At 40.1% G+C, this 26929-nt stretch carries 21 protein-coding genes; 11 read left to right on the forward strand and 10 right to left on the reverse strand.

The window, feature by feature from the left end:
• Window positions 1-28 precede the first annotated feature (28 nt).
• Entirely contained in the window at window positions 29-337 is a 309-nt protein-coding gene (locus U0033_RS30825) for a hypothetical protein (protein WP_072366189.1), read from the forward strand.
• A 397-nt stretch (window positions 338-734) separates the two neighbouring features.
• Window positions 735-2153, forward strand: coding sequence for an SDR family oxidoreductase (locus U0033_RS30830; protein WP_072366191.1), 1419 nt, complete (start codon window positions 735-737; stop codon window positions 2151-2153).
• A 207-nt stretch (window positions 2154-2360) separates the two neighbouring features.
• Here U0033_RS30830 and U0033_RS30835 read toward each other — a convergent pair whose 3' ends face one another.
• Complete coding sequence (locus U0033_RS30835; RefSeq protein WP_072366193.1) at window positions 2361-4142, reverse strand: hypothetical protein; 1782 nt, start codon at window positions 4140-4142, stop codon at window positions 2361-2363.
• A gap of 945 nt (window positions 4143-5087) precedes the next feature.
• Between U0033_RS30835 and U0033_RS30840 the strand changes: the two genes are divergently transcribed.
• Window positions 5088-5957 carry a hypothetical protein gene (locus tag U0033_RS30840; RefSeq protein ID WP_143150963.1) on the forward strand — a complete coding sequence of 290 codons (870 nt, stop codon included), beginning with the start codon at window positions 5088-5090 and terminating at the stop codon, window positions 5955-5957.
• A gap of 292 nt (window positions 5958-6249) precedes the next feature.
• On the opposite strand, the gene U0033_RS30845 is transcribed toward U0033_RS30840, so the two are convergent.
• A complete protein-coding gene (locus U0033_RS30845) occupies window positions 6250-7797 on the reverse strand; it encodes an IS5 family transposase (protein WP_322518427.1) in 1548 nt (515 codons plus the stop codon).
• A 121-nt stretch (window positions 7798-7918) separates the two neighbouring features.
• Here U0033_RS30845 and U0033_RS30850 point away from each other — a divergent pair, with 121 nt between their 5' ends.
• Window positions 7919-11548 (forward strand): RHS repeat domain-containing protein, encoded by a 3630-nt coding sequence (locus U0033_RS30850; RefSeq protein ID WP_072366718.1) that lies wholly within the window; start codon window positions 7919-7921, stop codon window positions 11546-11548.
• 156 nt (window positions 11549-11704) lie between these two features.
• Here U0033_RS30850 and U0033_RS30855 read toward each other — a convergent pair whose 3' ends face one another.
• The 3 genes from U0033_RS30855 to U0033_RS30865 form a co-directional block, all read right to left on the reverse strand.
• Window positions 11705-11887, reverse strand: a complete 183-nt coding sequence (locus U0033_RS30855) for a hypothetical protein (RefSeq protein ID WP_072366717.1) — start codon at window positions 11885-11887, stop codon at window positions 11705-11707.
• Window positions 11888-11899: 12 nt separating this feature from the next.
• Window positions 11900-12433 (reverse strand): hypothetical protein, encoded by a 534-nt coding sequence (locus U0033_RS30860; RefSeq protein ID WP_072366715.1) that lies wholly within the window; start codon window positions 12431-12433, stop codon window positions 11900-11902.
• Window positions 12434-12654: 221 nt separating this feature from the next.
• Window positions 12655-13557 carry a gliding motility protein GldB-related protein gene (locus U0033_RS30865; RefSeq protein ID WP_072366713.1) on the reverse strand — a complete coding sequence of 301 codons (903 nt, stop codon included), beginning with the start codon at window positions 13555-13557 and terminating at the stop codon, window positions 12655-12657.
• Window positions 13558-13732: 175 nt separating this feature from the next.
• Here U0033_RS30865 and U0033_RS30870 point away from each other — a divergent pair, with 175 nt between their 5' ends.
• Window positions 13733-14488 (forward strand): IS5 family transposase, encoded by a 756-nt coding sequence (locus U0033_RS30870; protein WP_322518432.1) that lies wholly within the window; start codon window positions 13733-13735, stop codon window positions 14486-14488.
• A gap of 447 nt (window positions 14489-14935) precedes the next feature.
• Here the strand turns inward: U0033_RS30870 and U0033_RS30875 are convergent, their stop codons facing one another.
• A complete protein-coding gene (locus U0033_RS30875; protein WP_072366335.1) occupies window positions 14936-15529 on the reverse strand; it encodes a Crp/Fnr family transcriptional regulator in 594 nt (197 codons plus the stop codon).
• Window positions 15530-15751: 222 nt separating this feature from the next.
• Window positions 15752-16351: a hypothetical protein gene (locus tag U0033_RS30880; RefSeq protein WP_072366333.1), complete on the reverse strand. Its 600-nt coding sequence runs from the start codon at window positions 16349-16351 to the stop codon at window positions 15752-15754.
• Between the two features lie 386 nt (window positions 16352-16737).
• Between U0033_RS30880 and U0033_RS30885 the strand changes: the two genes are divergently transcribed.
• Complete coding sequence (locus U0033_RS30885; protein WP_072366329.1) at window positions 16738-18573, forward strand: RICIN domain-containing protein; 1836 nt, start codon at window positions 16738-16740, stop codon at window positions 18571-18573.
• A 124-nt stretch (window positions 18574-18697) separates the two neighbouring features.
• Here the strand turns inward: U0033_RS30885 and U0033_RS30890 are convergent, their stop codons facing one another.
• A complete protein-coding gene (locus tag U0033_RS30890) occupies window positions 18698-19486 on the reverse strand; it encodes an AraC family transcriptional regulator (protein WP_072366327.1) in 789 nt (262 codons plus the stop codon).
• A 94-nt stretch (window positions 19487-19580) separates the two neighbouring features.
• Here U0033_RS30890 and U0033_RS30895 point away from each other — a divergent pair, with 94 nt between their 5' ends.
• The 5 genes from U0033_RS30895 (at window position 19581) to U0033_RS30915 (ending at window position 24721) form a co-directional block, all read left to right on the forward strand.
• On the forward strand, window positions 19581-20192 hold the full coding sequence (locus U0033_RS30895; protein ID WP_072366326.1) for a TetR/AcrR family transcriptional regulator: 612 nt from the start codon (window positions 19581-19583) through the stop codon (window positions 20190-20192).
• Window positions 20193-20257: 65 nt separating this feature from the next.
• The gene (locus tag U0033_RS30900; RefSeq protein WP_072366325.1) at window positions 20258-21598 is read left to right on the forward strand and encodes a TolC family protein; all 1341 of its coding nucleotides are present in this window, start codon (window positions 20258-20260) and stop codon (window positions 21596-21598) included.
• A gap of 18 nt (window positions 21599-21616) precedes the next feature.
• Window positions 21617-22651: an HlyD family secretion protein gene (locus U0033_RS30905; protein WP_072366323.1), complete on the forward strand. Its 1035-nt coding sequence runs from the start codon at window positions 21617-21619 to the stop codon at window positions 22649-22651.
• Between the two features lie 4 nt (window positions 22652-22655).
• A complete protein-coding gene (locus tag U0033_RS30910) occupies window positions 22656-24218 on the forward strand; it encodes an MFS transporter (RefSeq protein WP_072366321.1) in 1563 nt (520 codons plus the stop codon).
• Between the two features lie 176 nt (window positions 24219-24394).
• Window positions 24395-24721, forward strand: coding sequence for a DUF7677 family protein (locus U0033_RS30915; RefSeq protein ID WP_072366319.1), 327 nt, complete (start codon window positions 24395-24397; stop codon window positions 24719-24721).
• Window positions 24722-25154: 433 nt separating this feature from the next.
• Here the strand turns inward: U0033_RS30915 and U0033_RS30920 are convergent, their stop codons facing one another.
• Window positions 25155-25805 (reverse strand): DUF4279 domain-containing protein, encoded by a 651-nt coding sequence (locus U0033_RS30920; protein WP_072366317.1) that lies wholly within the window; start codon window positions 25803-25805, stop codon window positions 25155-25157.
• A 522-nt stretch (window positions 25806-26327) separates the two neighbouring features.
• Complete coding sequence (locus U0033_RS30925; RefSeq protein WP_072366315.1) at window positions 26328-26807, reverse strand: transposase; 480 nt, start codon at window positions 26805-26807, stop codon at window positions 26328-26330.
• Between the last annotated feature and the right edge of the window lie 122 nt (window positions 26808-26929).

Below are 26929 nucleotides of genomic sequence, written 5' to 3' on the forward strand. Positions count from 1 at the left end.
TTTAATAAATACCTTAATTTATATTGTAATGAATGCAACCTCTTATAGCTTCTCATATATTCGTACTGATAGTAAAGGTAAACCATACACGATTAGGGTTTTTGTTTCGAAGTCACAGTTAATTGAAATAGCCGATGGTATTTTAGTGACAGTTCAGGAAGTAGATGAGGAGACTGGATTTCAGAAGATTGATAACTACTATATCAGGAAGTTCGATAGTGAATATTTGATTGGCAACATAAAGAACCAAGAGTTTAATCCTATAAAAAGTGAGGTAATGGACGAGTTAAAGGAGCGGGTGTTGGAGATTTTGAGGGCAGGGGCTGAAAGCAGATAATTTGCTTTTAGTATTGGTTGAATAACGCTGAAGCCGCTGATTATAAATTGACTATGGCGTGGATATTGTCTACATTTGTTATTTGAGTTGAATCCCGTTAACCACATTTAATCAGTCGATTATGAAAGGAACAAAAGTATTGATCAGCATATCCTGATTCCAGGTTAGGTGTTAGCATACTCAATGCGTTTTTCTCGCTGACGGGTACTAAGTTTGCAAAATCTGAGGTGGAGCTTTTTAGAACTCATTTCATAAATAGGTATTTATAATTGATGATCAATACATAAATGGTAATTATGAAATGAGTTTTAGTAAGAAGGGAAAGCAAGCTAATGATGAAATAGAATTACCGGATTATAATGTTTGAATTTTATCACAGCATTAGAAATGGCATGTTATGAGGATATTATTAACTGGTGCTACAGGGTATATCGCACAACGTTTGCTTCCTGTCTTACTTGGGCAGGGGCACCAGGTGGTATGTGTGGTGAGGGATCTGAGCAGGTTTGACCTGGGAAAGTTTCAGCATCCGCATAGTTTGTCGGCGGTGGAGGTGGACCTGCTTGATAAAGATGCTGAGCGGAAATTGCCTGCAGATATTGACATTGCTTTTTACCTGGTACATTCTCTGAACGTATCCGGAAAGTTTGAGTCATTAGAGGAGAAAGTAGCGCAGAATTTTGTTAAGTATGTTAACCAAAGCCAGGTAAAACAGGTGATTTACCTGGGCGGTATAACAAATGCTGATAAACTTTCAAGGCATCTTTCTTCCAGGAATCATGTAGAGCAAATACTTGGTAGTGCCAATAAGCCACTGACTACTTTAAGGGCTGGGATTATTGTTGGATCAGGAAGCTCTTCTTTTGAGATAATCAGGGACCTGGTAGAAAAGCTCCCGGTCATGATTGCACCGAGATGGCTGAAAACTAAAACGCAGCCTATCGCTATTAGAAATGTGATTGAGTTTTTAACAGCTGTGATGGCTGATGAATATTGCTACGGTAAGAGTTTTGATATATACGGCCCCGATATATTGACGTATAAGCAGATGTTACTATCATTTGCTGAAGTAAGAAAGTTTAAAAGATCTATTATTACGCTTCCTGTGATGACGCCAAGGTTGTCGTCATACTGGTTATATTTTGTTACATCTACATCTTATACTTTAGCTCAGAACCTGGTTGAAAGTATGAAGGTGGATGTGGTGGCCAGGGAGAATTCGCTTTCACAGAGATATAAGATCCACTTGATGTCATATAAGGAGGCTATTCATATTGCTTTCGATAAGATAGAGCAGAATTTGGTGTTGTCTACCTGGAATGATGCACTTGGGTTTTCCGGGAAAAAAAGGAGAAATTCTAAGCTTATACAAGTGCCTAAATATGGTGTGTTTAATGATAAGAAATGTCGTAAAACTGCTAACCAGGATCTTGCATTGGAAAGGATTTTTTCGATAGGGGGGCTTACAGGGTGGTATTATGCGAACTGGCTTTGGGAGTTTCGGGGCTTGTTGGATAAACTATTTGGGGGTGTGGGGTTAAAGAGGGGGCGTAAGAATCCGACCTTATTGAATGTAGGTGATCATGTGGATTTTTGGAGGGTGATTTATGCGAGTAAAAAAGAGCGGCGCTTGTTGTTATATGCTGAGATGAAGTTGCCCGGGGAGGCCTGGTTGGAGTTTAGGATAGAAGATGGTGTGGTCTGGCAAACGGCGACGTTTAGGCCGCATGGATTGGCAGGCAGGTTATATTGGTATGCTGTTTTGCCGTTTCATTATTTTATTTTTAATGGGATGATCAATAAGATTGCGGTGTAGGTTGTTTGCGGGGGGCTGGCGAATTTGAATATTCGCATAGGTGATATTAAATGTTGTCGATTTACCAGGTTAAAAGAAGAACTGCGGCTCCGAAGAAAAAAGGTCTTTAATGAAAAATGCTCCTAAAAACGAACAGTTTTTAGGAGCATTTTTATAATGTAATGAAGGTAGATTTATCGGCGTTGTTTTGCTGCCGGATGATTACCACTACTTCATTTTCTTCAGGATATTATTTACGGGATTAATTGTATCAAAAATATGGCTGATGGCGCCAGGTGCCAGTGAATTGTTGTGGCTATGACAGGTAAAGCAGGTGAAAGAGGTTCCCTGGAGATAAGTTTCCATGGTACTATTCGCCAGCAGGCTGGTACCTATTGCGCTGCCTTTGGTCGTATCTGAAGAATAGACATTCCCATTAGGAGCAGTGCCACCATCCGTCCATGTAGCACCAATAAATACGTAGTTTTTGCGAATGTCATTGCCTGGGATCATGCCCATGATCGTATTGTTGATGGAGATAATTTCGGTATTGGACGCAGAAGCGCTGGTATCCTGTTGGTTAGGAACAAGTTTAAAATCTGCACCGAAAGGAAACAGGCGTAGTGAATTGCTGGAGCTGATGGTTGTATAAGGTGCTTCAGCAAGCAGGTTATTCAGGTTATCGGCAGTCATGTGAGGATTATTAAATGAATCAAGGGGCAATGAAGGCTTATTGTTAAAGAGCCAGTTGCCCTTGTCTGCCGGAACAGTCTGCACTGTTTTCTTGGAATCGATATATTGATATGAGGGGTTAGGCGTATTGCTGTTATGTTCAAATGTGGCCCATATCATTTCCGGATGGCCGGCCACGCTGCCTACTACGTGCATTCCTACCAAAGCAAGTTTTACCTGTTTTTGACCGGTCACAGTCCATTTTGAAGGGGAGCTGGTATTGTAAGTAGGAATAATAGCGTCCATTGTAACATAACCGCTTGCATCGCTGAGGCTATCGGCAATGATCCACGAAGTTTTTAATTCAATAGCCAGTGCATTGGAATCTGGTGCCAGGCTATAGCCTTGTTGTCTTGCGAAGGTCATTATGCTATCCCTGCCGGGAGTGGTAGTTGGGAACTGGTAAGGGATCATATATTTAGCCTGTTTGGCCGCAACGAAATAGGCATACACGTCGTTGACAAATGTTATATAATATACGAGTGAGCCATTTTGTGCCATCAGTGCATCTTGCGTAGCTTGCGCCAGTTCAGTTTCTACCGGGTCTCCATTACTGTAGAAGAATGCTTTTCCTTTGCTGGTTGCAAATGCATGGACGACGTTTTTAGGGTTTTTAAAATTCGTAACGAACTGGGGTTTTTCAATGGCTGCTCCTTTTTTATCTTTCAAAAGAAGCATTCCCTTTGCATCTTTTTCGACCGGCCCCAGTTCAATTATTTTGCCGGCACGGTTTTTTACCAGCACTATTTCTCCGGGTTTGTGGAGCAATACTTCAAATAGATGGCCTTTCCTGTCAGAGAAGATAGGTAGTCTGTTAGGGCCATTTTTACTGAGAGCTGGGCTTACCGGTAAGATCGTACCAGGAAGGTGTTTGATCAGGGTCATACCTCCGGCGGTATCGGGAGCGACTGTATAAAATACCGGTGATTCCAGTACTCTTCCGGTAGATCCATATACGCCGGTATTGGGAGATGTTACCCATAAGAACATACGTTCCGACCACTGGTAGAAATCGCAATTGTTTTGATGACCGAACGTGATACTATTAGCGGGAGTAACATGTCCGTTTTCTGTGGCCTTGCCTTTCAGGAACCATGTGTTAAATGTGTCTTGCGGAAGGGTACAGGTAGGTAGTGGATCTTTTGGTAATTGAAGGGCAGAATAGGTGATTTGGCTTTCGGAAAGTGCAGCGGACTTCTTGTTGTTGTTACATGCACTCCATAGCAGGACGGCACCTGTAACCGATAGGAAAAGGGTCGAAATTGTGGTGTTTTTCATCTTGTTCAATTTGAATTTGAGGTAATAAAGGTTTTGAGGTGATTGTATAGAAATTGTGTTCTTTTAAGAGATGTATAGGTTACGATTGTTACTAAAGATAAGGAATGTCGGGTATTTTTGGAATTTCTTGTTTTTTTACAATGGGGTAGTATGGGTTTATGTTAGGGCCGGGTTTCAGTTTCAGGGGTACATGCCAGATAGAGAATTATAAAAACTCCTGCAAACCAAAGAGTCAACAATAATGCAAATATTTTAAATGCAGTTCCATTAAATACTAATTGATTCCTTTCATTTGGCTCAGTTTTAATTCCAATGGGGAGAGGCTTGTACTAAGCTTTGTAGGGAAGTTAGCTGCTGCCCTGCGGAATGTTACGCAGGGGAAAGCAAGATGAAAGCGGTATGTGCGGAGTATGCAGCGATGCCGGCAAAGTTGCAAAAGAAATTGATGTACGGTTATAAGAGAGAAGAAGTGGGAGTCTAATAAATTTGTGCTGCGTAGATATGCTGCGTATGTTCCTTTTACTTTTGATAGCGGGTTATAAAACAGGGGTATGTAAATATTACGGGTAATGATTAACACGAAGGTGTTAGTGGTGATTTGATTAAGTATGGATACTTTTATAGCCGTTTTTATACCCAACGTAAAGATGAAAACAGGCATGATTTAACTTCTCAAAGCCATTTTAACTGTTCTATACCATTACTTTTCTCATTCTTATGAAAGAAAAGCTTGGATACACGTATACAGGTAATATTATTCCTGCCGGAAGACCCAGTCAAGCGGTCATTGTATGACCAACGAATTGCTTGTTCCTGTCACTAATAAATCCTTATCAACAGCATCTTTATACGTTCAACAAATGAGGACGAACAGCTTTTAAAAAAAGGCCTGGAAGGGGCATCAATTTTTCAATAACAAACATTATTCAATAAACCCTTTTACATATGAAAACAAAAAATTGCTTTCTTAGTTTCTTATTGCTGTTTGCAACTTCTGTTGGAGTGATGGCGCAGAACACCCGTAATTATGGTACCATCGCAATAGCAGGACAAACAGAAGACTCCCAGGGCATTAACTATTTGCTGTTGCATAAGGTATATTCAACTACTTTAATGTCCGATAATTATGTGCAGGGGAAAATAACTGCAATAAGGGGAAGTGCAGAAGCATATAACCGTAAATGGACTGTGGAAGTAAATACATCCAGTGCGTATAATGCCAATCGTGGTAGCATCATAAGTTATAATGAACCTGCTTCATTGGTAACACTTGTTTATAATGGTGAAAGTTACCTTGCGGTCAGCATTCAGAATGGTGCATCATTATATAACTTTTCCTTTACGGGATACTCTCAGTCTCCGGTACTTACCATTGTAAGGGATAATGATGTAACGAATGTGCAGGTTTTTACTGGTCTGGATCCTGTTATTATACAAGGTAATGTTGGCATTGGAACAACAAGCTTTGGTAGTCATATGTTGGCGGTAGAAGGTTCAATTGGTGCCCGTAAGATAAAAGTACTTTCAAGTGGCTGGGCTGATTTTGTATTTAAACCTGATTATCAGTTACCATCATTACAGGAAGTTGAAAATTATATCAACACGAATAGGCACCTGTCTGGAATGCCTACCAGTGAAGAGGTAAAGAAAGAAGGTATTGACCTGGGGGAGATGAATAAGTTGTTGCTTCAGAAAGTAGAGGAGCTTACGCTGTATATGATTGAAGAACATAAGGAGAAGCAAAAGATGCAGGAAGTGATAGCTGAGCTGATGAAGTCTGTGAAGGAGTTAAAAGAGAAAGGGCAGGTAGAGTAACGAATAGGCTAACTTTAAAGCCAGGGAGTTATATTATGAAGAAACAGTTTTTTGTTGATTAATACGATTTTCTTCCGATATTAGTAGTGAATTACGAAACTACAATTATGAGAACAAGCGACCACTTCAAATCGTTGTGAAACTATGTTTGTACACTGATGTGTTGACCTGTATCTGTAGTTATACGAAATAATAACTTCTAATTCCATAAAAACGCCCATATAAGTAGGGTCTGCTGAATAAGTTCCCGATCTGTTATTTTTCATTTTTACACCGAATCGATTTACCCTTCTTAATGTCTCAGATACCGGGATATAAATTGTGTATCGGATCTATTCCCCATTGTGGTCAAATAGCCCTCCTTTACCAGCCAGTAATAGATCTGCAGTACTGACAACAAAGAACCTGCTGCCAGTTTAAGCAGATTCATAACAAAGTATATAGACATCACCCAACTCTCAGCTGTATCCTTGAGGCGGGCCTTGATTTTGCCCAGTCCATATGCATTTTTCCCCTGTCCAAACTTCCCTTCGATCGCATTTCGTTCCGGCATCTCCTTTTGCAATAATCGCTTTTGCTCCTTACTATTTGATGAGGGCCGACCCAATGGCTTGCCCACATAACGGATCCCTTTTCCACTCATGAATCGTCTGTTTTCACGTGTGCCGAACAACTGATCTCCCAATACACGCTCTGGATAGCACCCAAACAAGCGTTTATATGTTTCAAGGCTTTCGGTCAACAATGAACCTTCATTGTAATTATCCCAGCTCAGTTTTTCTATATGGGTGTAGCCATCTTTCAACATCACCAGTTGTTTGCTGCCAAACTCAGTTGATACACGGTCTTTACCTCTCGGTATTGGACGTACATGCGGTTGATAGATACTTACAATCCGATCCGATATTTTATGCTCTCTATTCTTATACATCTCTGCCTGCTGACGATACATTTCCTGGATCACCCGTATTAACCTCCAGTCTTTCATTTTCAGCACCCCCTTGAAATTAGCTTCTGATTCTATCAGCCAGTTGATGTACTTTAAATCTCGTTTAACATATTGTAATTGCTGTCGGATACCTCTGCGTATATCTCGTTTGCTTTTGTTCTTTTTTTTGGCAATGTTCAAATATTGCTTCCTCGCTATTCTCCGATACATGCGCGGCATCACCAGTTCTGCTACCTGACATCCCCGCTCTATCATCCTTTCCAATTGACGGCGACCCTCATTTAATAATTTGATATCTGTTGGATATTCGATCTGTTGCTCTGACACTGTCGCATCTAACATGACTGTTCCTGATAGCCCATCAGATGACTTTCCTTTTACGCTCTCTGTATGCTCATTCAAGACATTGTTATTACTCTTTCCACCATTCCCATCCTGATCATCCTCACTGCGGGTATCCGCTGTTTTCTCTTCATTCGCTTTGATTAGTCCGGCTTCCTGCAAAATAATCTCATTCAATCTGGACATCACATCTATGCCTAATCTTTTTCTAATACTGACCATCAATGATGCATCAAAGGGAGCCTCCTGTTGAAAACTGCTTAAGCCTACAAAATATTGCAGATATATATTTTCCGTGATCTGCTCTACTACCTCCCGATCATCTATGTTAAGTATATGTTTGATGATCACTGCACCTATTACCATCCGGGCACTCAATGTTGGAGCACCGAAATCTGCCCGCATTTTTTTATAATACACGTCCGCCAGTTTGTCCCACGGAATCTTTGCAGCTAGTATAACCCATCGGTTTGTAGTGGATAATTGCTGCGAAAAAGGAGTTGAAAATCCTTCTAAGGTTAACTGTTTTGCAGGAGTGTAACGTATCATTGCTGCATGATTTTGAAGATGAATCTTTCAATATACAAACACTTCTACAGCAAAAAACAAGCCACATCATATTGATTAACAATGTTTTATTACTATATCAGCAGACCCTAAGTACTTTTTTATGACTATACCTATTGTACTGCCGGTCCTCAAACGGACTTTGCTGCTATGCTCATTTGTAGCAATCGCTGGCAAATGTGTATCGCAGGTTCCTTCTAATTTGTTTGATATTAAAACGACATTGCCTACTTCTCCGGAAGCTGCAATGATTGGAAAGTTCGGTGGTATACCGATCGGATATTATACAGGTACTGCAGATATATCGATCCCCTTTTACACTATTAAGGAAGCTGGTATTGAGATCCCAATTACCCTTAGATACCATGGTTCGGGGATAAAGGTTGAAGACCAGGCCAGTAGTGTAGGTCTTGGGTGGAGCCTTGACCCGGGAGGCTCTATTATACAGGTAATCAATGGTAAGAAAGATAGTTATGATCAGCTGACACTGGCGCCAGGATATCAGTTTCTGAAAGACAATATACCTGTTACCGGTGTACAGGCATCCCGCCCGGAGATCGGCCGGAAAGTATTTCCCTGTATTCCTTTTGATTCCAAAAGTGTAGGAGATGATCAGTTGACCCTGGACTATTTACAACAGGGCCACGGACAGCCGGATATTTATATGTACAATTTCCCCGGGGGGTATTCCGGTCGTTTTTATATTAATCCTGAAACGAAACAAATTGTGTTGCTCGACAAGAAGAGCGATATAAAATTTGAGCCGGATCAGGGTGGGGGTTGGCGTGCGACGACTATTGACGGCAATAAATTCACCTTTGCTGCAACAGAATTTTCTTACGTTTCAGATAGTTCCGATTACGCTGGATTTACCTGGAAATTAACGCAAATTGATTTCAATAATGGGAAGACTATCAATTTCGAATATACCAGGGGATTTAGTAGCTGGTTTTCATTCAGCGAAACCTACCACTCTCAGTATCCATTGGGGATGGGGAGTACAGCTGAACTGTTTGTGCAGCCCTATTTACAAAATAACTCCAGCAGTACACGGTTGTTATCTAAAATTGTAACCGCTGATATGCAGGTCGTTTTCAATATGGAAGACAGGGACGATATGCTGGGTAAAGCTGATAATGACGGCGACAACAGCAACGGTACGATGAGTGTAAAGAGAATTAAGTCGGTCGATATGATTGCGCGGGGAACCGGTAATAAAATCAAATCCTGGGTATTCTCCTATAACTACTTCCCATACACGGTTATCGGCGGTGATTATACCAAAGGTCTGACCACACAGGATATTCTAGGCAAACGATTAAAATTGTTGTCAGTAAAAGAGGTAGGTTATACAAATGGTGTACAGAGTTTGGAACAGCCTGCGTATAAATTTGACTATGATGAAACTGTCACCATGCCCCTTAAAACTTCTTTTGCGCGAGACTATTGGGGGTATTATAATGGTGCTAACAATACAAAGCTTATTCCGGATCTGACCTTTTTTATACAAACCGGTTATTACCGCTGGGATATGCCTACTCCCAGCTTTCTGACCACCATCGATGGAGCAAACAGGGCGCCTGATGTGACGAAGATGAATGCTTATCTCCTGAAGAGAATTACTTATCCTACTGGTGGGTACACGACGTTTGATTATGAAGCGCATTCTTTTGGTCATTACAATTATCCGGATGCAAATAAAATTACGGCTGTGACTAAGCGGGTGGACATATCAGACTACAACGAAACGAATGATGTGAAAATATCCCAATTCAAACTCTCCAAAACGATGCCCCTGACACTTAAATATAACGTAAGCGGGGGTACTTCTGCACAGGGTTTGACATTTGCCAATCTGGCACCTTCTAAGGTAACTATTTCAAAAGTGGTGAATGGCGTATCTACTGTGATCAGGACCTGGCAGATGAGCACATCTGACCAGGCGGCATTTGACGCTTCCAGGAATCTTTCTTACCAGGAGACGGTTACTTTTCAATATGATCCTGCTATCAGCTATTATACCATTGCTGTGGAATTGCCTGATGTACTGGGGCGTCAGAATGATTTTAATAAGGGTGCATCTATTCGTGCTTTCTTTGAATATACTGATATGCCGGATCTGCCAACTAACATCAGTTATGGAGGGGGAAGCCGCCTGGCTACTATACGTAATTATTCACAAACGGGTTTGCTGGCAGGTACCAGGAAGCTGAGCTATGTGAATGCAGACGGTTCCACTTCTGGTGTGATCCTGTCGAAGTTATCACATGTTGATGTCAGATCGATGTACTTTGAAACGCTTCCTGCAGGATCACAGACCGCATATGGTACCACTGCCAATATCTGGTTTGTGTCTGCAGAAAATTATGTGCCTTTCTCCAACTCAGCAGGGGGTAATGCGGTGGCTTATTCCAGGGTGGTAGAAACAGATGTGGCAAATGATGGTAGCAGCAATGGTTCACATGTCTACTATTATCATAATAAGGAGAGCAGTAATTCATACGGAATGCCGGATGATCCTGATATTGCTAACGGATCACTTGAAAAAGAAGAGCTCTTTGATGCTGCTGGTACGCGCCTCTCTGATGTCGTTTATAATTATGAAAGCAGCCAGACACAACTCTTCACCGGGTTTAACTGCTATAAGAAATTTATGATTGGCTATGAGTGCCGTGCGGCGGCACCTCCTGGATATACACTGGGGTATATTGTACTTAGTTATCCATTGTATACAAGATGGTACCAGCTGAAAAATAAGATAAGCAGTCAGTATGCGAATGGACAGGTGTTGACAATGAACGAGGACTATGCATATAATACGAAAGGACAGCTTATCTCTCAGGCATCTTTAAATAGTAAGAATGAGCAGGTAAAGACAACATATTTGTATCCAGTTGATGCCACGAGTAATCCTTCAGCGAGTGCGCTGGTATCAGCAGGCCGTTATACAAAACTGCTTGAGCAGACAGGGCTGGTCAATAATAATGAGACTTATAAAGTGAGATACGCTTATGGACCCAGTGGTAATAATTATGCACTTAGTTCCATCGAACGTTCTTTAAAGCAGGGCCCTTTTACACAGGAGGTGCTTTTCAATAGTTATGGTCCCTATGAAACATTGCGGGAGACATTGTCCAAGGGTGTGACTTCATCTATTCTCTGGTCTGATAATAATCTCTATCCGATTGCCAAAGTTGAAAACGGTAGTTATGCTACTTTTTCCTACACAAGCTTTGAGCCTGATGCCAGCGGCAGGGTAAATTATAGTGCAAATGGTGTCAATACACAATATAGTCTGACCGGCAAGCGGTCTTATGATCTGGCTAGTGGAAACATCTCCGTACCACTTTCCAGCAGTGGGGGTACTTATGTTGTTTCTTATTGGACGAAAAATGCGGGTCCGTATACAATTGCGGGCACTCTTGCCGGTTATCCTGTGAAAGGATCTACTATTGACCAATGGACACATTACGAACATCGTATTACGGGTGTGGGTGGTTTTACAATAAGTGGAACAGGATATATAGATGAGCTTAAAGTTTATCCATTGGGTGCAATGATGGTATCTTATACAACAGAACCTTTGCTGGGAGTAACCAGTGAAACTGATATTGCAGACAGACCTACCTTTTATGATTTTGACCCATTGGGGCGGCTGAAAGTGGTGAGAGGTATGGATGGCAAGATCCTGAAGGTGCTGGATTATCAGTACCAGGTACCGGTTACACAATAATGCGGGTCTATTAGATTTCAGTAAAATTGAATAATAGACGAGCTCAAGATAAGAGGGAAAAATATTCGTCAGGATTATTGGAATGGCGAAGCGGCATAAGCCTAACAACATTTTACAAAAAAATATGGCCCGCCTTGGCGGGCCATATTTTTTTGTCTATTTATTCTCTAACGCTAACAACCTTTTATTTAAGTCTTCATTCACTTTCTGCTGTTCAATCATATACAGCGTCAGCTCCTCTACCTTTTTCAACAACACCTTATTCATCTCTCCCAGATCCTGTCCATTCTTTTCCACCTCTTCTGCAGAAGGTACATTTGGCAGAGGAGTTTGTCTCATTTAACAAGCGTGTTATTGGAATAAATTAATCATCTCTTTGTTTCCAGATGCCAGGGCCATCCTGTTACCCAATGCCCATATCTCTGCTTCCCATTTTTTCCAGGAATCAGTATTAGGGTTACTGAGGCTTATGAATGTATCAATATTTTGTCCTGATATCCTTATAGTATAACTTACTCCGTCTAAAGTAATTCCCTGGCTGCCTTCAAATAAATTGAAATCGAAAATACCTCTTAAATCAGTAGTACCGGTTTCTGTATAGATTTGACTAATTTCATCCTTATTAGTGAAAATCCCCTGTACCAGCTCTCCCGGATTTACCTTTTCACGAAATTTGCTTTCTTTATATTTGATGGCAAAAATCCCGCCTTCCCCGGAATATGAATGGTCTATTGTTACCATCCAGATATAGTCGATTGAAATTTCGTTTTCACGCCAGCCGCGGTCATTTCTTAAAACCTGGAGACCACTTTGGAATGCTGCAATGCCCAACTTGCGTGCAAGGGATTTTTCAAGTTGATGAAAATGTTCAGGACTACCAATCATAACTTTGTTTATTGTAAACGTTTATGCATTTTCTTAGTAAATAAATACCCGTTAATAAGAATTTCTTTAATGGATTTTCATCTGCGTCAGGTGATACTACTTTCTTTCAGGGTGTTCGGGATCGGTATAACATTCTTTAACCCCAACACTATCAGCTGAACACATTTCTGCCAATCCAATATAATAACCATTTAAAGAAGTTTGTGCGATGGATATTTATCTTAAAAGCCAGATAAAGAAAGAAATTGTAGTACAGCTGGTTGATCAGCGTAATCTAGCCGGATGATGTCTCTGATGGCCTTTGCTTTGTTATTTGAATTACGGTAATATCCTTTACAAATAGTATATCCTATGAAATATCCGAGGTCTCCCATTGTTGTTGCAGTTGTACCATTATAAAGCCAGTTTGAAAAATCTTCGTTCAACATTTCCTTTTTGAAAACATCCATCAATTCTTTCTCATGCATTCTCCCGTATTCGAGATAAGAGTTATTTAATGGTGTTTTCAATATCAACTCTGTAATGAAGTCGCAGGCACCTTCATAAATGCATTGTCCTAAGAGTATTTTAGCTTCTCCTTTTTGCTGCGTGTGCACATACTCATGGATTACTATTGGAATAATATTATTGGTATCCTGATTTTTAAAAAAGTTCGCCAGTCTCGCATTGGGGAATTCTGAAACTTCGGTATGTTTATTACCCATTGCGATTTCGGTACCTATCAAAACAATAGAGTCTTCAACTGTTCCTGCGGCACGAATTGCGCCTATAGTAAAATAGATAGTAGCAGGGCGAAGCTCTGGAAAAATCAGTTTAAATTCCCGGATATATTTTTCAAATGATTGTATTTTTGGCTTGATCGCCAATGTGTTGTTGCGTATGGATCGCCAATATTTAGGATATTTTTCTATAACGTCTACAAGCCTGGTTTCATCAAAATTTCTCAGGCGCATAAAAGTTCTCAGGCCATCTGTACCATTGTCTATGTATAGCGCTTTCATAACAGCCACCTGTTGTTGTTTAACCGAAATGGTTTGAATACTATCAAAGGCTTTCCAGAAATTGTCTATGTCGTTTGTAATAACGTGCGATGTGTCCTGTGCCTGAACGTTGATGGTTGACATAACATAAAAACATAGTAATAGCTGACTAATGCGGAAGATGGAAATACTATTCATGGCGATTATTTTCAAATAATGATGCAATATGCTTTGTTAAGAGTATGTTTAAAATTCTGATGGGCTAAAATTAGGAAAGTACGAATCGATCAATTAGTTTGGATTTACCACAAAACAAACTATGAGAACGAAGTTCACATTATTGACCGATTCGCACTGGAAAAGTATAGAAAAAATATTAACGGACAAAAGAAAGCGTAAATATAGCCTTCGAACTATCTTCAATGCTATATTATGGATTTGCAGAACAGGTAGTCAATGGCGTAATCTAAGCAGTGATTTCCCTTACTGGCAGATAGTTTACTATTATTTCAATAAATGGAAAAAAGCAGGTGTGCTGGAACAGGTGATGTTAAAAATGGTTAGAAAAGAGCGGATAGATCAGGGGCGAAATTATGCACCATCTGTCAGTGCTATCGATAGCCAAAGTATAAAGAAAACTGGATTCGTAAGTATAGAAACCGGGATCGATGGCGGTAAGCATATCAATGGTCGAAAAAGGCATCTTGCTGTTGATAGCTTAGGATTACCAATTGCGATAAGTGTCAGCGGCGCAAATATTCATGACTCAATTGGCGGTTTTGATTTGCTGTGGAAAATTGAAAAGGTTAGTCATAGGATGAAACTGATTCGTACAGATAAAGCATACCAGGGAGAGTTTAGCGATATGGTTGAGAATTATTACAAATGGAAGATGGAAATAGCTCAGAAACCGCCGACAGTAAAGGGTTTTGTGCCACAGAAAGGTAGATGGCAGGTTGAACGATCATTCGCTTGGCTCAATAACTTCAGAAGATTGTCGAAGGATTATGAAAGGCTACCTGAATCATCTGTGGCTTTCATCCAGGTAGCATTCATTAGTATACTTCTAAAATAAGTAGAATTAGTTTTTAAACATACTCTAAGATTGTGGGTTCTTCTGTGGGCATTTCAAAGCAAAACTAACCACCCAGTCATTCCACGTGGTTTGGCGTGAAATACCCATGCTTCGGTTCAATCTACAAACTGGCAGGCTAGTTCCGCATTTCTGTTCGGAAATATAGCAGGGAATATTACAGCCCAATATTAAATAAGAGGCAGTTAAACACAAAATTTAAAATAAGTGAAATTGGCTAAAAGCAATCGGTGGGGGCGCTATAAATTTATAGGGTAGATGTTTAGTCCGGTTATAATAACCTCAATTAAAGCTAATCCATACTGAAACGAATCTTCCTTCATCTCATTGAATTATAAAAGACTAATGCTGAAATGTCGCTTTTACATAGTCCTCTTTATCTGGTAATTCCATCTGCGCTTTTTTTTAAAAGCGATAAATACCGTTTCATCAGGGTTGTCTTCCTTTAACCGTATTTTTTCTGATCCTACTCAGCGATTTGGGAGCGATACCCAGATAGTTGGCAATATGGTACAAGGGAACTCTTTGCAAAATTTCCGGCGATTCTTCCATCAATTTCAGGTAACGTTCTTTGGCATCGACTATCTGAAAGTGCAGGCTTTGTCGGACGATTTTCAAAAAAGCTCTTTCAACCAGGATCCGGAGTAGCTTTTCCAATGCTGGGATAGCACTAAGTAATTCATCCAGGTCCTTTTGATATAAAATATGTATCGCCGAATCTTCCAATGCCTTAATGTTGAGAAAAGAAGGGATGCCATTCAGCCGGCTATACATATCTCCAATCCATTCACCGTTGAAACCGAAATCAGTGGTATACTCCGTTCCATTTTCCAGAGAGCGGAAATAAACAAAAGCTCCCGATTGGACAAATGCCACGAAATCACAAACCCGGTCCTGGTATAAAACGTAATCTCCTTTTTTTATCTCCCTGTAGTTCAGCCGTGCAGCAAATGTCTGCCACTCTTTATCGCTCAGGGAACAAAGGCTTTCAACCTGTTGTTTTAGATCTTGTTTATCTGTCATCCCACAAATACATATGAATTGTGGAACAAATTTACAAAAACAAAGAAGATTACTTAAACATTGTAAAACTATCAATGGGTCTGCGCAGGCTGCGTGTTGTGTGAACTACCTGCCAATGAGGCATCATACAATAGCTGTTTCATTGCAGGAGAAGATTGGCCTGTAGTTATCATGTCCTTGTGTGTATAGTTGCCACAGGCAAATAACATACACGCATTAATCTTATTGTTTTTCCCATAACCTGTAGCCTATACGGATGACCGGGGCTACATCTGCATTAGGTATCGTGTATGGTGCGCCATTGAAATCGCGGGTTTTATCGCCCCGCAAATAAAGGTGCAGACCAGGTTGCAGGTATAGGTATTTGCCAAAGAAAAACTGGTAGCTGATGCCCCCGCCAAAGTCATTGCTCCGTATATCCTGGCGAATGCCGGTAGACTTTTGTTCAATGGCAAAAGTGTGCATTTCCAGAAATGTATAGAGTTCCAGGTTCTTCCAGATATTATATCCCAGGAAAATACCTGGAGATGTTTTGTAGAATCGTTTGAAGTCCTCCTTTTGGTTTTTCAGTCCGGCAGGTTCTGCATTGTAGGTGCCACCATTGATAACGCTTACTCTTACGCGGAATTTATCGTAGCGGAATCCCACGGCGGCGTGGTACCCACCAGTAAAAAACATCGGGAAGAGTGATTCCGCTTCAATGGCTTGTTTCGCTTTGTAATGTGGTGGATCAGGATGCCAGAAACTGCTTTTCACACTATCCTGTGCATGCACTACCATCCCGTAAAAGATGGCAATGGTCAATAATAAGTAACTTTTCATCTTTGATGTGTTTTATCAATACTGCAAAGATGAAAAGTTTACATCAGGCCATTACTCCACATTTGTTACCAAATGAACAGGAAAACTATCTCATGTTCCAGATGACAAAGACATATTTAGGGATTACACATAAGATTGAGGAAACTAACAGATTAAATGCAGCAGGTATTTATATGAGATATAAAACACTATTGCTTGTTTGCGCCCGGTGGCCTGGTCTCCAGTTAAAATAGAATTTTAAGTATGTTCTGATAGAATTTTCAGATAGGTTTGTGTACCTTTAAAAAGTCTATATCTAAACCCGGTAATGTAGGCGGTTAACTTAAAGAAATTGTAGCAACCACGTTAAACACTCAATATTAAACCCTCTAATAACTACTATTGTTATGAAAATGAATTTTAGACTTTTATGTATTATCCTGTTGTCAATAAGTGAGTATGTTTCTGCTCAATCGGGTATTTATGTCGGTGGACATTTCCGTAGGGAGAGAAATCATACCATTACAGACCTAAAAGCTTCCGGATTTACCTATGTGATCCTATTTGATGTCACTGTTCAGCCAAATGGGGATTTGACAACTGATGGACAAACCATCTGCTCAAACGGAACCTATGTCTTTGGTGCCACCAATCCAAACTATGTTGCAGATGTAACTTCTCTTAAAACCGGCGTCACTTCCATCAACAGGGTGGAAACATGTATTGGTGGCTGGGGTAGTCACTCTTATACGAATATCAAAAACCTGGTTGCGAGTCAGGGTGTTGGTACAGGAAGCATCCTTTATCGTAATTTCATGGCATTGAAAACGGCTATACCTTCCATTGATGCAATCAATAACGATGATGAGGAAGCATATGATGTCAATTCAGCGACTTCTTTTCATGTTATGTTGGCGGATATTGGTTATAAAACAACGCTTGCTCCTTACATGAATAAGGCATACTGGCAAAACCTGGCGACCAATGTTAATAACCAGCGGAGTGGTGCAGTTGATAAGGTATATTTACAATGGTATGAGGGAGGCGCTGGTAACAATCCATGTGATTGGAACATAAACGGTATTCAGTTGCACACAGGAGATCTTAATTATGAAAATGCCACTACGGTAGCCAATAAGATGACCAGCGCTAAAAATAACTGCAATTCCAAAGGTGGATTTTATTGGGTGTATAACGACAACAATATTAACCTGAAGGACCTTGCCAACAGGGTGAATACCATTTTTGGTATCCGTACCAAAAACCAGCAGGAAGTTGCCAATTTTTACAATGACTGTAACTATTTGGGTTTTGCTAATGGACTTGAAGTAGGCGACTATAATTTGGACAGGCTACAGTCTTTAGGAATCGACAACGATGTGTTATCAAGTTTGACTGTCGCGGAAGGATTTGAAGTAACGGTATATGATGACATCAATTTCAGCGGTGCATCGAAAACTTACAGGGGAAATGTCAGTTGCCTGGTAAATGATGGCTTAAATGATAAGGTTACTTCATTACGCATTCGTACAACTGGCACAGCCGGTTTGGACGGTACCTGGTTTATTCAAAACCGCAATAGCGGAAAATATATGGACCTTGCAGCAGAACATGTATCTGAGAATGGTGGAAACATTCAGCAGTGGGAATATGTTGGAGGTAGTAATCAGCAATTTCAGTTTACGCACCTGGGTGATGGTACTTATAAGATCAGTGCAGTTGCGAGTGGCAAGGTAGTAGATGTGGATGGTATCAGTAAGAATGAAGGTGCAAATGTATTCCAATGGGATTATTTTGGCACTTTTAACCAACAGTTTGTTATGCAGTCTACTGGTGACGGATACTATAAAATTATTCCTAAGCATAGTGGCAAGGTAGTGGAGGTGGAGAATGCAAGTACTGCTAATGGAGCAAATGTTCGTCAATGGGGTAATAATAACCAGACATGCGGGCAATGGAAATTGATAATGCCTAATGCGAAAATGGCTGCGGTGAAAAAAACGGTTATTGGTGTAGCAAGTGAATTAACGCTTTATCCCAATCCTGCTGCTGAAACTATCTATCTTTCTTCCCGCGAACTGGCCGGTGCCAGTGTTAGTATCGTTAATGTAGCAGGAAATCGTGTGGTAAATACATGGGTTACTGGTAATAGCATTGATTTATCTAAGCTTCAACCAGGCGTGTATATTATTACTTTCAACAAAGATGGTCGTACGATTGTTAGGAAATTTGTTAAAAAATAAGTTACTAATCCTTTTAATTGGAACGGGATAGAATTGATTTTGGAACTTTAAAAGAGGTTGTATCATAATCCAGGTACAGCCTTTTTTTATTCGTATCCCTGCCTAAAAATATTAACTCCGATTCTTAACTATTACGTCTAAAGTCACTGGGACGCATGTTTACCATCTGCGAGAAGGTATTGCTGAATGCTGATATATTTGAATAACCTACCTCATATGCAATTTCACTGATGCTCAGATCTGTTCCTTTTAGCAGTTCCATCGCACGAATAATCCGTAGCATTTTAACATACTGGAGAAAAGAGATGTGTATTTTGTTTTGAAAGAGTCTTGTCAGGCTACGAACACTCATACAAAACCTGTTGGCTGTATCGTCCATATTTAGCTCTTCATTCAGGTTGCCCCGGAGGTAACTGGTAATTTCATTTAATTTTTTATCATCCGTAGTCGGTAGCTGAATGGTGAATTTATTCAGATTTTCTTTTGGTAAAAGATGTTTAATGGTATTTAGATATTCATATTCCCATGTTCCGTTTGAAAAATTTCCCTGCCAATTCTCTGTAAAAGACAGCATTTCCGAAAGCAGTCTGCTTACAGGATATATACCTAACTCGTTATAAAATTGAGAATCTGCTTCAATCTTGCCTGGGAAATAGATATTTATTATAAACAGGTCCTGTGTGTTGAACATGAGATTGTGAAGGTATCTTTTGGGTATCCACACGTAATGATTGGATGGAATGTAGTAATCCCGCTCACTGGTTTGCAGGTAGGCGATACCTCCGAATACTAGTAATAATTGCCCTTTATCGTGTTTATGGGCTGCCAGCTTCTGTTCAGTTTGTTGTCTGACCACAAGGATGGTCTTAGGGTATTCGTCAATAACCTTAATTAATTCTTCAATACGTTTCACCTGGCCAAAATAAGCAATTTTTAGGCTAATTATATAAAATGATCAACATCGGTGTTAAATAGTTTTGCATTGTGTCAGATAAAACACTTTGAAGATGAAAGAACAATTTACGCGCAAAAGAATCATTAAATCTGCTGAGGACCTTTTTGCCGCCTTTGATTTTTCCGATGTGTCGATGAGGGCAATTTCAAATAGCGCAAGGGTAAATATCTCGTCGATATATTACTATTATCACTCTAAAGAAGCCTTACTTGAACACATTCTGAAGGCAACCGAGCAGCTTATAATACTGCATTTACCATGTAACCAGAAAATGGATAACCCGATCGATCAACTAGTCCGCTTTACATCTGATTTTCTGAGCAGATTACTCGGGGATAGCAACCTTATTTTAATTTTTTTGAAGGCTCGTAATGGTAATATAGAGGCTGGTTTAAGGGGATATATTGATCGAATTGAAGCGATGATAGCCTCAGCTCTTGACACCCTTTTAGATCAATGCCGCAGGTCAGGTGTAATCACACTTGCTATTCCTAACCAGATAATAATAAATGTTTTTTTTATCATGATGAGCGAAGCTGCGCGCTACAAGCGCCGTTACCTGCTTGCTAATCCGGATGGTTCCGGACAGGAAGCATTGCTGGCAGCTCAGCTCCATCAGTTACGCCAGCCGATCGAAGCGCTTTTCCGGTACATATTGGTGTAGTACGTGATTTTTTAGATGGATGATCTTACAATAAACACACATCAGGCAAGATTAGAATAAATAACATGAACAGATACTTATTTACGTTTGCGCTATTACTGATAGCGTTGTTATTACCTGTGCCAGGAAAGTCGGCTGCACAGCGTTTTAGTAAAGACTCATTAACACTTGAGCAGGTCTGGAATATAGTAGATGCAGGTAATAGCCAGTTAAAGCTGTCCAGCCTTGCATTAAGCGAAAGTATCATCAACGTTGATATTTCCAGAGACAATCTGCTGCCTTCACTGGCAATCTCCGGAAGTGCTTTACATAATACGAAGTTCAGGATATATCCGGAAGGATTGTTTTCATCTCCGGACTTTTTCCCGGTGTCCAAATATGGATATGGATTTGGCTATTCTTTTAATTTTAATATTTATGATGGGCGGAAGAACAGCAGGAATATTAGCATAAGTGAAGAGGAGAAATTGAAAACGCAGCATGAGTATGGTATGCAACGAAATAACGTACACTATTTAGCAGCCGTTGTATTCTATGACCTTTACAAATTTCTTTATTTCCGGGATTTCCTTTCTCTGGAAATAGCAACACAGAAAAAGCAACTACAGACCATTGAGAGCTTTTATAAAAATGGCACCGTCCTGGAAAGTGATGTTTTGAGGAGTCGTGTGAAATTATCACAGCTGGAACTGAGCTTATCTGGCCTGGACAAACAAATTCAGGTTGCGTCTCAACGGTTAAATATTCTGATGGGGCATGGCAGCGAAGATCCGGTGGTAATTTCATATGGAGACAGTATCAGGCCGCTGGAATTGCCCCAGCAGACCAGTTACATGGAATATGTTGAACTTTCACTTTCCAGGTCTCCTGCCTATAAAATAGAAGTAAGCAGGTTAAAGTTAGCCAATCTCAGCCTCAGGCAAATAAAAGCCAATATACTTCCAAATGTATCGCTGTTTTCTTATTACAACTATACGTACCCCCAGGTATCTTACTATCCCTATTCCAATCAGCTTTGGTCATTTGGGCAGATGGGTGTAAAGATGACCTGCTCGCTGGATAACCTGTATAAAAACAGGCATTTGTTAGCGAGGGGGAAAAATGGAATTGCCCGGCAAACGGAGATCTTAAAGATGAAGCAGGATGAGCTGTCTGCAGATATCAAGGAGGCATATTTACAATGTCAGCAAGCCGCTGAAGCGTTCAGAACGGCAGAGGAAAACATCAAGCAAAACACGGAAAGTGTTCGGGTAATTCGCAATAGTTATGTAAGTCAGGAATCGCTGTTGACTGACTTGCTCAGTGCAGAGAGCAGTTTGCTTGAATCAAAATTCGCCCTTATATCTGCAAAAGTTAATATTCGGTTAAGCTATATCAGGTTGTTGGCCCAAACAGGTATTCTTTAATTTAAACAGAACATAAAAATGAGTAAACACAAATCGGATAGCATTATCATAAGTGCAACGCAGTGGTTCGGAATTGTATTATTGCTGGTCCTTGTCGGTTGGGGTGGGAAATATTTAATCGATATCAGCCAATATGAGCAGACGAATGATGCCCAGGTAGATGCCTATCTAGCCCCGATCAGCGCAAAGATTGGTGGATATATTGACAGGATCTATTTTAGAGAAAACCAGGTAGTGCATAAAGGAGATACGCTTTTAAGAATTGTTGTAGATGAATTCCAATTAAAAGGAGATGCTGCTGCGGCTGATCTACTAATTTCCCGCGCGAAGCTCGATGTATTAAATGCCGGTGAGGAGACCCAGCAACGAAATATTGAAGTTATTAGCGCCCATATTCCTGGGGTACTTGCAAAATTGGAACATCAGCAACAAGAGTACAATCGTTACGTCAATCTTTTAAAAGAAGAATCAACGACCCGGCAAAAGTTTGAGAGTGTACAAGCTGCGCTGTTGATAGATAAATCCGAGTACGAGGAAGCTATTGCTTCTATGAAAGTAGCACAGTCGAAGTTAAAAGATCTCCGTGCTCAAAGGATAGCGATTGCAGCTGAAATAAAGGTCAAAGAGGCAATATTGGCGAGGCAGGAGCTTGACATTCATTATACAGTTGTTAAAGCCCCGTTTGAGGGCCAGCTAGGCAAGAAAACCATACAGGAAGGGCAGCTGGTGCAGCCAGGGCAAACGCTTGCTTTTTTAATCAACAGGGATGAAGGGAAATGGGTGGTCGCTAATTTTAAAGAGACGCAGGTGAGTCATTTTAGTCCTGGACAGGCAGCTAAGATTAAGGTGGATGCTTTTCCAAATGAAATTTTTACAGGTACAATTGAATCACTTTCTCCTACTACGGGATCAAGATATTCACTACTGCCTCCGGATAATGCTACCGGCAATTTCGTAAAGGTAACGCAGAGAATTCCGGTACGTATTAAGCTGAATAGTAATTATAGTCAACTCGCACCTGGCATGAACGCCAGTGTGTTCATCATAAAATAATAGTATGCAGGTTACTAATATACCGGTTTTTAAAGAGTGGGTGCCTGAATGGCTGGCGAGACTGGTTATCTTCGGCATACTGCTCACTTCATTATTGGGTTTTGGTTTGTATTCAGGTAATGCGGAAAGTGCCATAGGATATTATGGTATGGAGCCTACAGACGTTTTGTATTCAGTAGTTGTAATGTATGGTGCGGGGGTAGGATTTTTTGGATTGGATTATCGTTTTGTCAAGAATTTATCACCGCGAAAATATATCCTGGTTGGCATTGCGCTTAATTTCATAACCTATGCCGTTTGTTTTTATACAAAGAATATTGGCGTATTCATGGTATGCAGGTTTGGGCAGGGAATTGCTTGTGCATTACTTTGCAGCGTTGTATTAAATCTGATATTTCCCCGTTTGCATGTTACGCGGTCCAGGGCTATCGGCTACACGGTATTCTACGGTGGATTACAAACCTCGTTGCCAATTGCGGCTATTTATTGTACTACGATGTTGCACTATTTCGATTTTCAATGGTTGTTTTATGGTTTATGCATCATGATGATTCCAGCACTTGTTTTGGTGTTGGTGACAATGAATGCTCATGCTCGTTTTCAGAAGAAAGTGCCGCTTTACCAGGTTGATTGGATTGGATATTTATTCTATGCTGTCTTTTGTTGTGTGTTTGGATTTATATGTGTGTATGGACAACAGTTGAATTGGCTGGATAGCCCGATCATACGAGTTTTTTCCGGAATAGGAGTTGTGATATTGGGCTTGTTTATTGTCAGGGAAACAAGGATTAAACGACCGTTGTTTGATCTTGGAGTTTTCGGATATCCATTGGTTGTTACCGGTTTTTTCCTGCTTATCTCATTCTATGTGTTTAAGGGAACGAGTAGTTTGGCTTATACCCATATTCAGGTTGTGTTGGGTGTTGATCCACTCCACTTAATACCGGTCTGGATAGCCAATATTGCTGGTATCATATTGGCGATGTTTGTAACTGCGCGATTTGTATTGAAAGGGAAATCGTTGATTGGTATTATAATTAGTGGTTTTGTCGTGTTAGGGATCTTTTATGTGTATATGTTGACCGTTGTTTCGGTTACAGGAACAACAGGTCAATTTATGTTGCCAATGATGATACATGGTGCTGCATGTGGCATTTTGTTTATTCCAATTGTATTTTTTACCGTGTCCGCAGCACCTCCAAAGCTGGCTTATAATGTTTCAATGTTGGGGATATTTTTCAGATTTGTTGGATTTTGTTTGAGTATTAGTATTAATAATTATTCGCAACTTTATAACAGGGGCGTTATTCGGGAGAAGTTTCGTGAATCCTTGAATGAAATGAATCCTCAGTTAGGGCAGACGGTTGGTCGGATCCGGGAAGTATATAGTGTGTTTGGAAACGATCCTCATGCTGGAAGTGGGGGTGCATCTGCGTATTTCGACCAGTTGGTAAGGACGCAGATTATAACGTGTTCCATTCGGGATTATTATAATGGTATGTTGGTGGGTTTGGTAGTTTTGATTTTAGTGCTATTATTGATGGCGGGTATCAGGAGGGGGGGCTAAGATGAAAAGGAAGGTAGTTGCTTATTAAGGGATAGTAAAAGAGCGGTGGATTCATTTAGCTTTGTATTCTTTACTACTCTTGAAAATTTTATTTGACCAAAATGGATGTGATCTCCGGGCTGAATGGATGACATTCCGATAGGTATATTTTTATTGAGCAAAATGAATTTAAAGATATGAAATTGAGTAATTCATTTAGTGGTGCTTTAAGAACATTTGCTTATTTCATGGCAAGTGGAACACAAAGCACACTTCAAGGAGTTGATTATCTGTGGTTATATGGGGAGGAACCCAGTGCGATTGAACAAGTGTTTGCAATATATGCAAATGTGATGGAGCTTGATGAACAGGGGAATGTTGTCAATGCAAAATATGCGGAGAAGAGGGCTACCGATTATCTGCGTTCGTATTGTGACTCATCGTTTAAAGTTGAACCTGAGTATGAGGATTGGGAGGTTGCATTGCATGCACCACCGCCTCTGAAAGATAGGAATGTGGGGTGAGGAAATGATTTGGGTTGGAAGGAAAGAGGGGGGGATATTTGCCTGGTTAATCCTGGATCCGGACTTCGGGTAAAAGCCTTTGGAATGGGGTTTTGGATCGCTATATGCTGTAGGTGGTTCAATCTTTTCTTCCAGGTAAATATGAAGCCCATTGGGCGATTGAGAAGTTTTAATGAGGTCAAAATATTCTAAGCGTTTCTTGGGGAGGAGAAATTCCATCAACTGTCGATAGTTCTGATCTGAGTTTGTTGCTTCTTTAATGAGTTGCAAAGCAACAAATTTTTACTCTTCCCCCAAGAATTTGACTTGATCCCCGCGACAAGTGCCAAAGAAAAGGGTTGATAACCTGTTGATTATCAAAATTTCCAAGCGCTCAGTAGCAAATCATTCTCGAACCAATTGGCGTTGATATTTAATAAGCTAGGCAAAAGCGTTACTCCTTAAATTTATTACCGCTAACATAAAGGTCAAAGTCTATTGATAGGCCAAGTTCGTTCATTCTTTTTATATCGATTGAATCAATACTAGGTCCGCCAATCATTCCATTTCCGTTATGAATGTCCATCGCAACCTGTATATGACCGTTTGCGTTGTTAACAAGTTGTTTTATGCCATCTTTATCCTCCTCCAAATGGTCAAGTAGCTTCCGTAATTTATCTTTAAACTGGTCTGGTTCAGGATTTGGCAGTATTGTGAAGTTGCTGAAAGTGTAATTTGATTTTCCACTTTTTCTAAAATCTCCTTTATTCCAAATTTCGGTAGGTGGCAGAATGATCATTCCTTTTAGCTCGTCAGCAGTTAGTGATTTTGAAGTAGCCCTGAAATAGATCCGATGATATGCCTCTGTATCAACGCCTATGACTTTATTTGTCTTCGCGTCAATATACACGGAAAAATAAAAGCTTTCCTTTAGAACCGGTAAGTATGCGATGATTTCGTCCTTACTTTCTCTATCAATACGGTCAATTTTTATCTTATTGTCGGCATAAATTGGACTATGAATTTCAAGGTACTGCTTAGTTACTCCAAGTGTCTTTTCTTTGAATTCATTTTCGATGATTGCCATGACTTGTTCGTCTGTCATACTATTATTATTAACATTAGCTTTGATGATGGGAAAGCCATTTTACTTATAGCCTCTTGCAGTGTATAAAAAGACCTATTTATGAAATTCGCGGCTTTAAATTTAATTGTGATATGGACATCAGAAGCCTGAAGATAGACTTCTTCGTCTAGGAATTAAAGAGATTGCAGAAACAAGGGTTTGATATGGTTTAGAAGGTATTCAGATCCAGCCACTCCGTTCGGACAAAATTTGTTCTAAGAGAATATGCAATAACTATTTGAGCTAGTAATAGCTCTAACAAATGAATTATGTGTCAATAATAGTGGTAGAATGCGTTAAAATCAGTGAATTATTGACACCACAGAATAAAAAAAGCTATGTAAATCAAAGACTTACAGAGCCATTTGTGCCCAGTATCGGAACATTCTCGAACCAGCTGATGTTGATTGTTAATAAATTAAGTTTTCCGGTATAGATTTCTATTGTAATCCCGCAAGTAGCATTACATTACATATCGAAAATCCATTATGCCGGATTTTATTAAGCCAATAAATAATCCAATTTGACGGACTCGACAAAGAATATAATTCGATTTCCCTTACTATTATGGCATTGTTCCAGTAATCTGCACCATTTGCAACTTTCAGTCTCATATCGGGTAATGGCCTGTTCAAAACCAGCACTTGTCTTTTGGGTATAAGTTCCCGCGTTTATCATGGGTTTATCCTTCGGACAATAATAAATATCCATGGCAGCGTCGTAGCGTAGTTTATCGGAAGAATAAGGTTTTTTGTTCCGTGTTTTTTTGTGCTGATTCCGGTCAAATTGATTGTGTTTTACATAGCCGGTGATCCGCCTGTTTTCAAGCCACTGATAATTCAGTTTCTGCATTATTTCTTTGGAAACTGGCTTCTCCTTTAAGACATCGGGTATCATTTCATTCAAATCCGGAGGCAACAGCACCCCCTGATTTTGATGGTGAGCCTTAAATACTACAGATAATGTTTTACCTATTGCCATATCCCTAAAATACGACATTTCATAAAAGCAAAAGAGAGCGACTCAGTTATTTATGAGACGTTCTCTTTTTTATTTCGTCCTGATCCAATAACCTGATTCAACAATCTTTCAAGTCTATTTCG

Source organism: Chitinophaga sancti (assembly GCF_034424315.1).
In the GTDB taxonomy this organism is placed as follows: domain Bacteria; phylum Bacteroidota; class Bacteroidia; order Chitinophagales; family Chitinophagaceae; genus Chitinophaga; species Chitinophaga sancti.

Coding starts and splice junctions, on each gene's coding strand:
- U0033_RS30900 (WP_072366325.1), top strand. CDS start 20,258: ATGAACAGATACTTATTTACGTTTGCGCTATTACTGATAGCGTTGTTA.
- U0033_RS30835 (WP_072366193.1), bottom strand. CDS start 4,142: ATGAAAAACACCACAATTTCGACCCTTTTCCTATCGGTTACAGGTGCC.
- U0033_RS30885 (WP_072366329.1), top strand. CDS start 16,738: ATGAAAATGAATTTTAGACTTTTATGTATTATCCTGTTGTCAATAAGT.
- U0033_RS30875 (WP_072366335.1), bottom strand. CDS start 15,529: ATGACAGATAAACAAGATCTAAAACAACAGGTTGAAAGCCTTTGTTCC.
- U0033_RS30905 (WP_072366323.1), top strand. CDS start 21,617: ATGAGTAAACACAAATCGGATAGCATTATCATAAGTGCAACGCAGTGG.
- U0033_RS30870 (WP_322518432.1), top strand. CDS start 13,733: ATGAGAACGAAGTTCACATTATTGACCGATTCGCACTGGAAAAGTATA.
- U0033_RS30850 (WP_072366718.1), top strand. CDS start 7,919: ATGACTATACCTATTGTACTGCCGGTCCTCAAACGGACTTTGCTGCTA.
- U0033_RS30915 (WP_072366319.1), top strand. CDS start 24,395: ATGAAATTGAGTAATTCATTTAGTGGTGCTTTAAGAACATTTGCTTAT.
- U0033_RS30910 (WP_072366321.1), top strand. CDS start 22,656: ATGCAGGTTACTAATATACCGGTTTTTAAAGAGTGGGTGCCTGAATGG.
- U0033_RS30880 (WP_072366333.1), bottom strand. CDS start 16,351: ATGAAAAGTTACTTATTATTGACCATTGCCATCTTTTACGGGATGGTA.
- U0033_RS30840 (WP_143150963.1), top strand. CDS start 5,088: ATGAAAACAAAAAATTGCTTTCTTAGTTTCTTATTGCTGTTTGCAACT.
- U0033_RS30895 (WP_072366326.1), top strand. CDS start 19,581: ATGAAAGAACAATTTACGCGCAAAAGAATCATTAAATCTGCTGAGGAC.
- U0033_RS30860 (WP_072366715.1), bottom strand. CDS start 12,433: ATGATTGGTAGTCCTGAACATTTTCATCAACTTGAAAAATCCCTTGCA.
- U0033_RS30925 (WP_072366315.1), bottom strand. CDS start 26,807: ATGGCAATAGGTAAAACATTATCTGTAGTATTTAAGGCTCACCATCAA.
- U0033_RS30920 (WP_072366317.1), bottom strand. CDS start 25,805: ATGACAGACGAACAAGTCATGGCAATCATCGAAAATGAATTCAAAGAA.
- U0033_RS30845 (WP_322518427.1), bottom strand. CDS start 7,797: ATGATACGTTACACTCCTGCAAAACAGTTAACCTTAGAAGGATTTTCA.
- U0033_RS30830 (WP_072366191.1), top strand. CDS start 735: ATGAGGATATTATTAACTGGTGCTACAGGGTATATCGCACAACGTTTG.
- U0033_RS30855 (WP_072366717.1), bottom strand. CDS start 11,887: ATGAGACAAACTCCTCTGCCAAATGTACCTTCTGCAGAAGAGGTGGAA.
- U0033_RS30825 (WP_072366189.1), top strand. CDS start 29: ATGAATGCAACCTCTTATAGCTTCTCATATATTCGTACTGATAGTAAA.
- U0033_RS30865 (WP_072366713.1), bottom strand. CDS start 13,557: ATGTCAACCATCAACGTTCAGGCACAGGACACATCGCACGTTATTACA.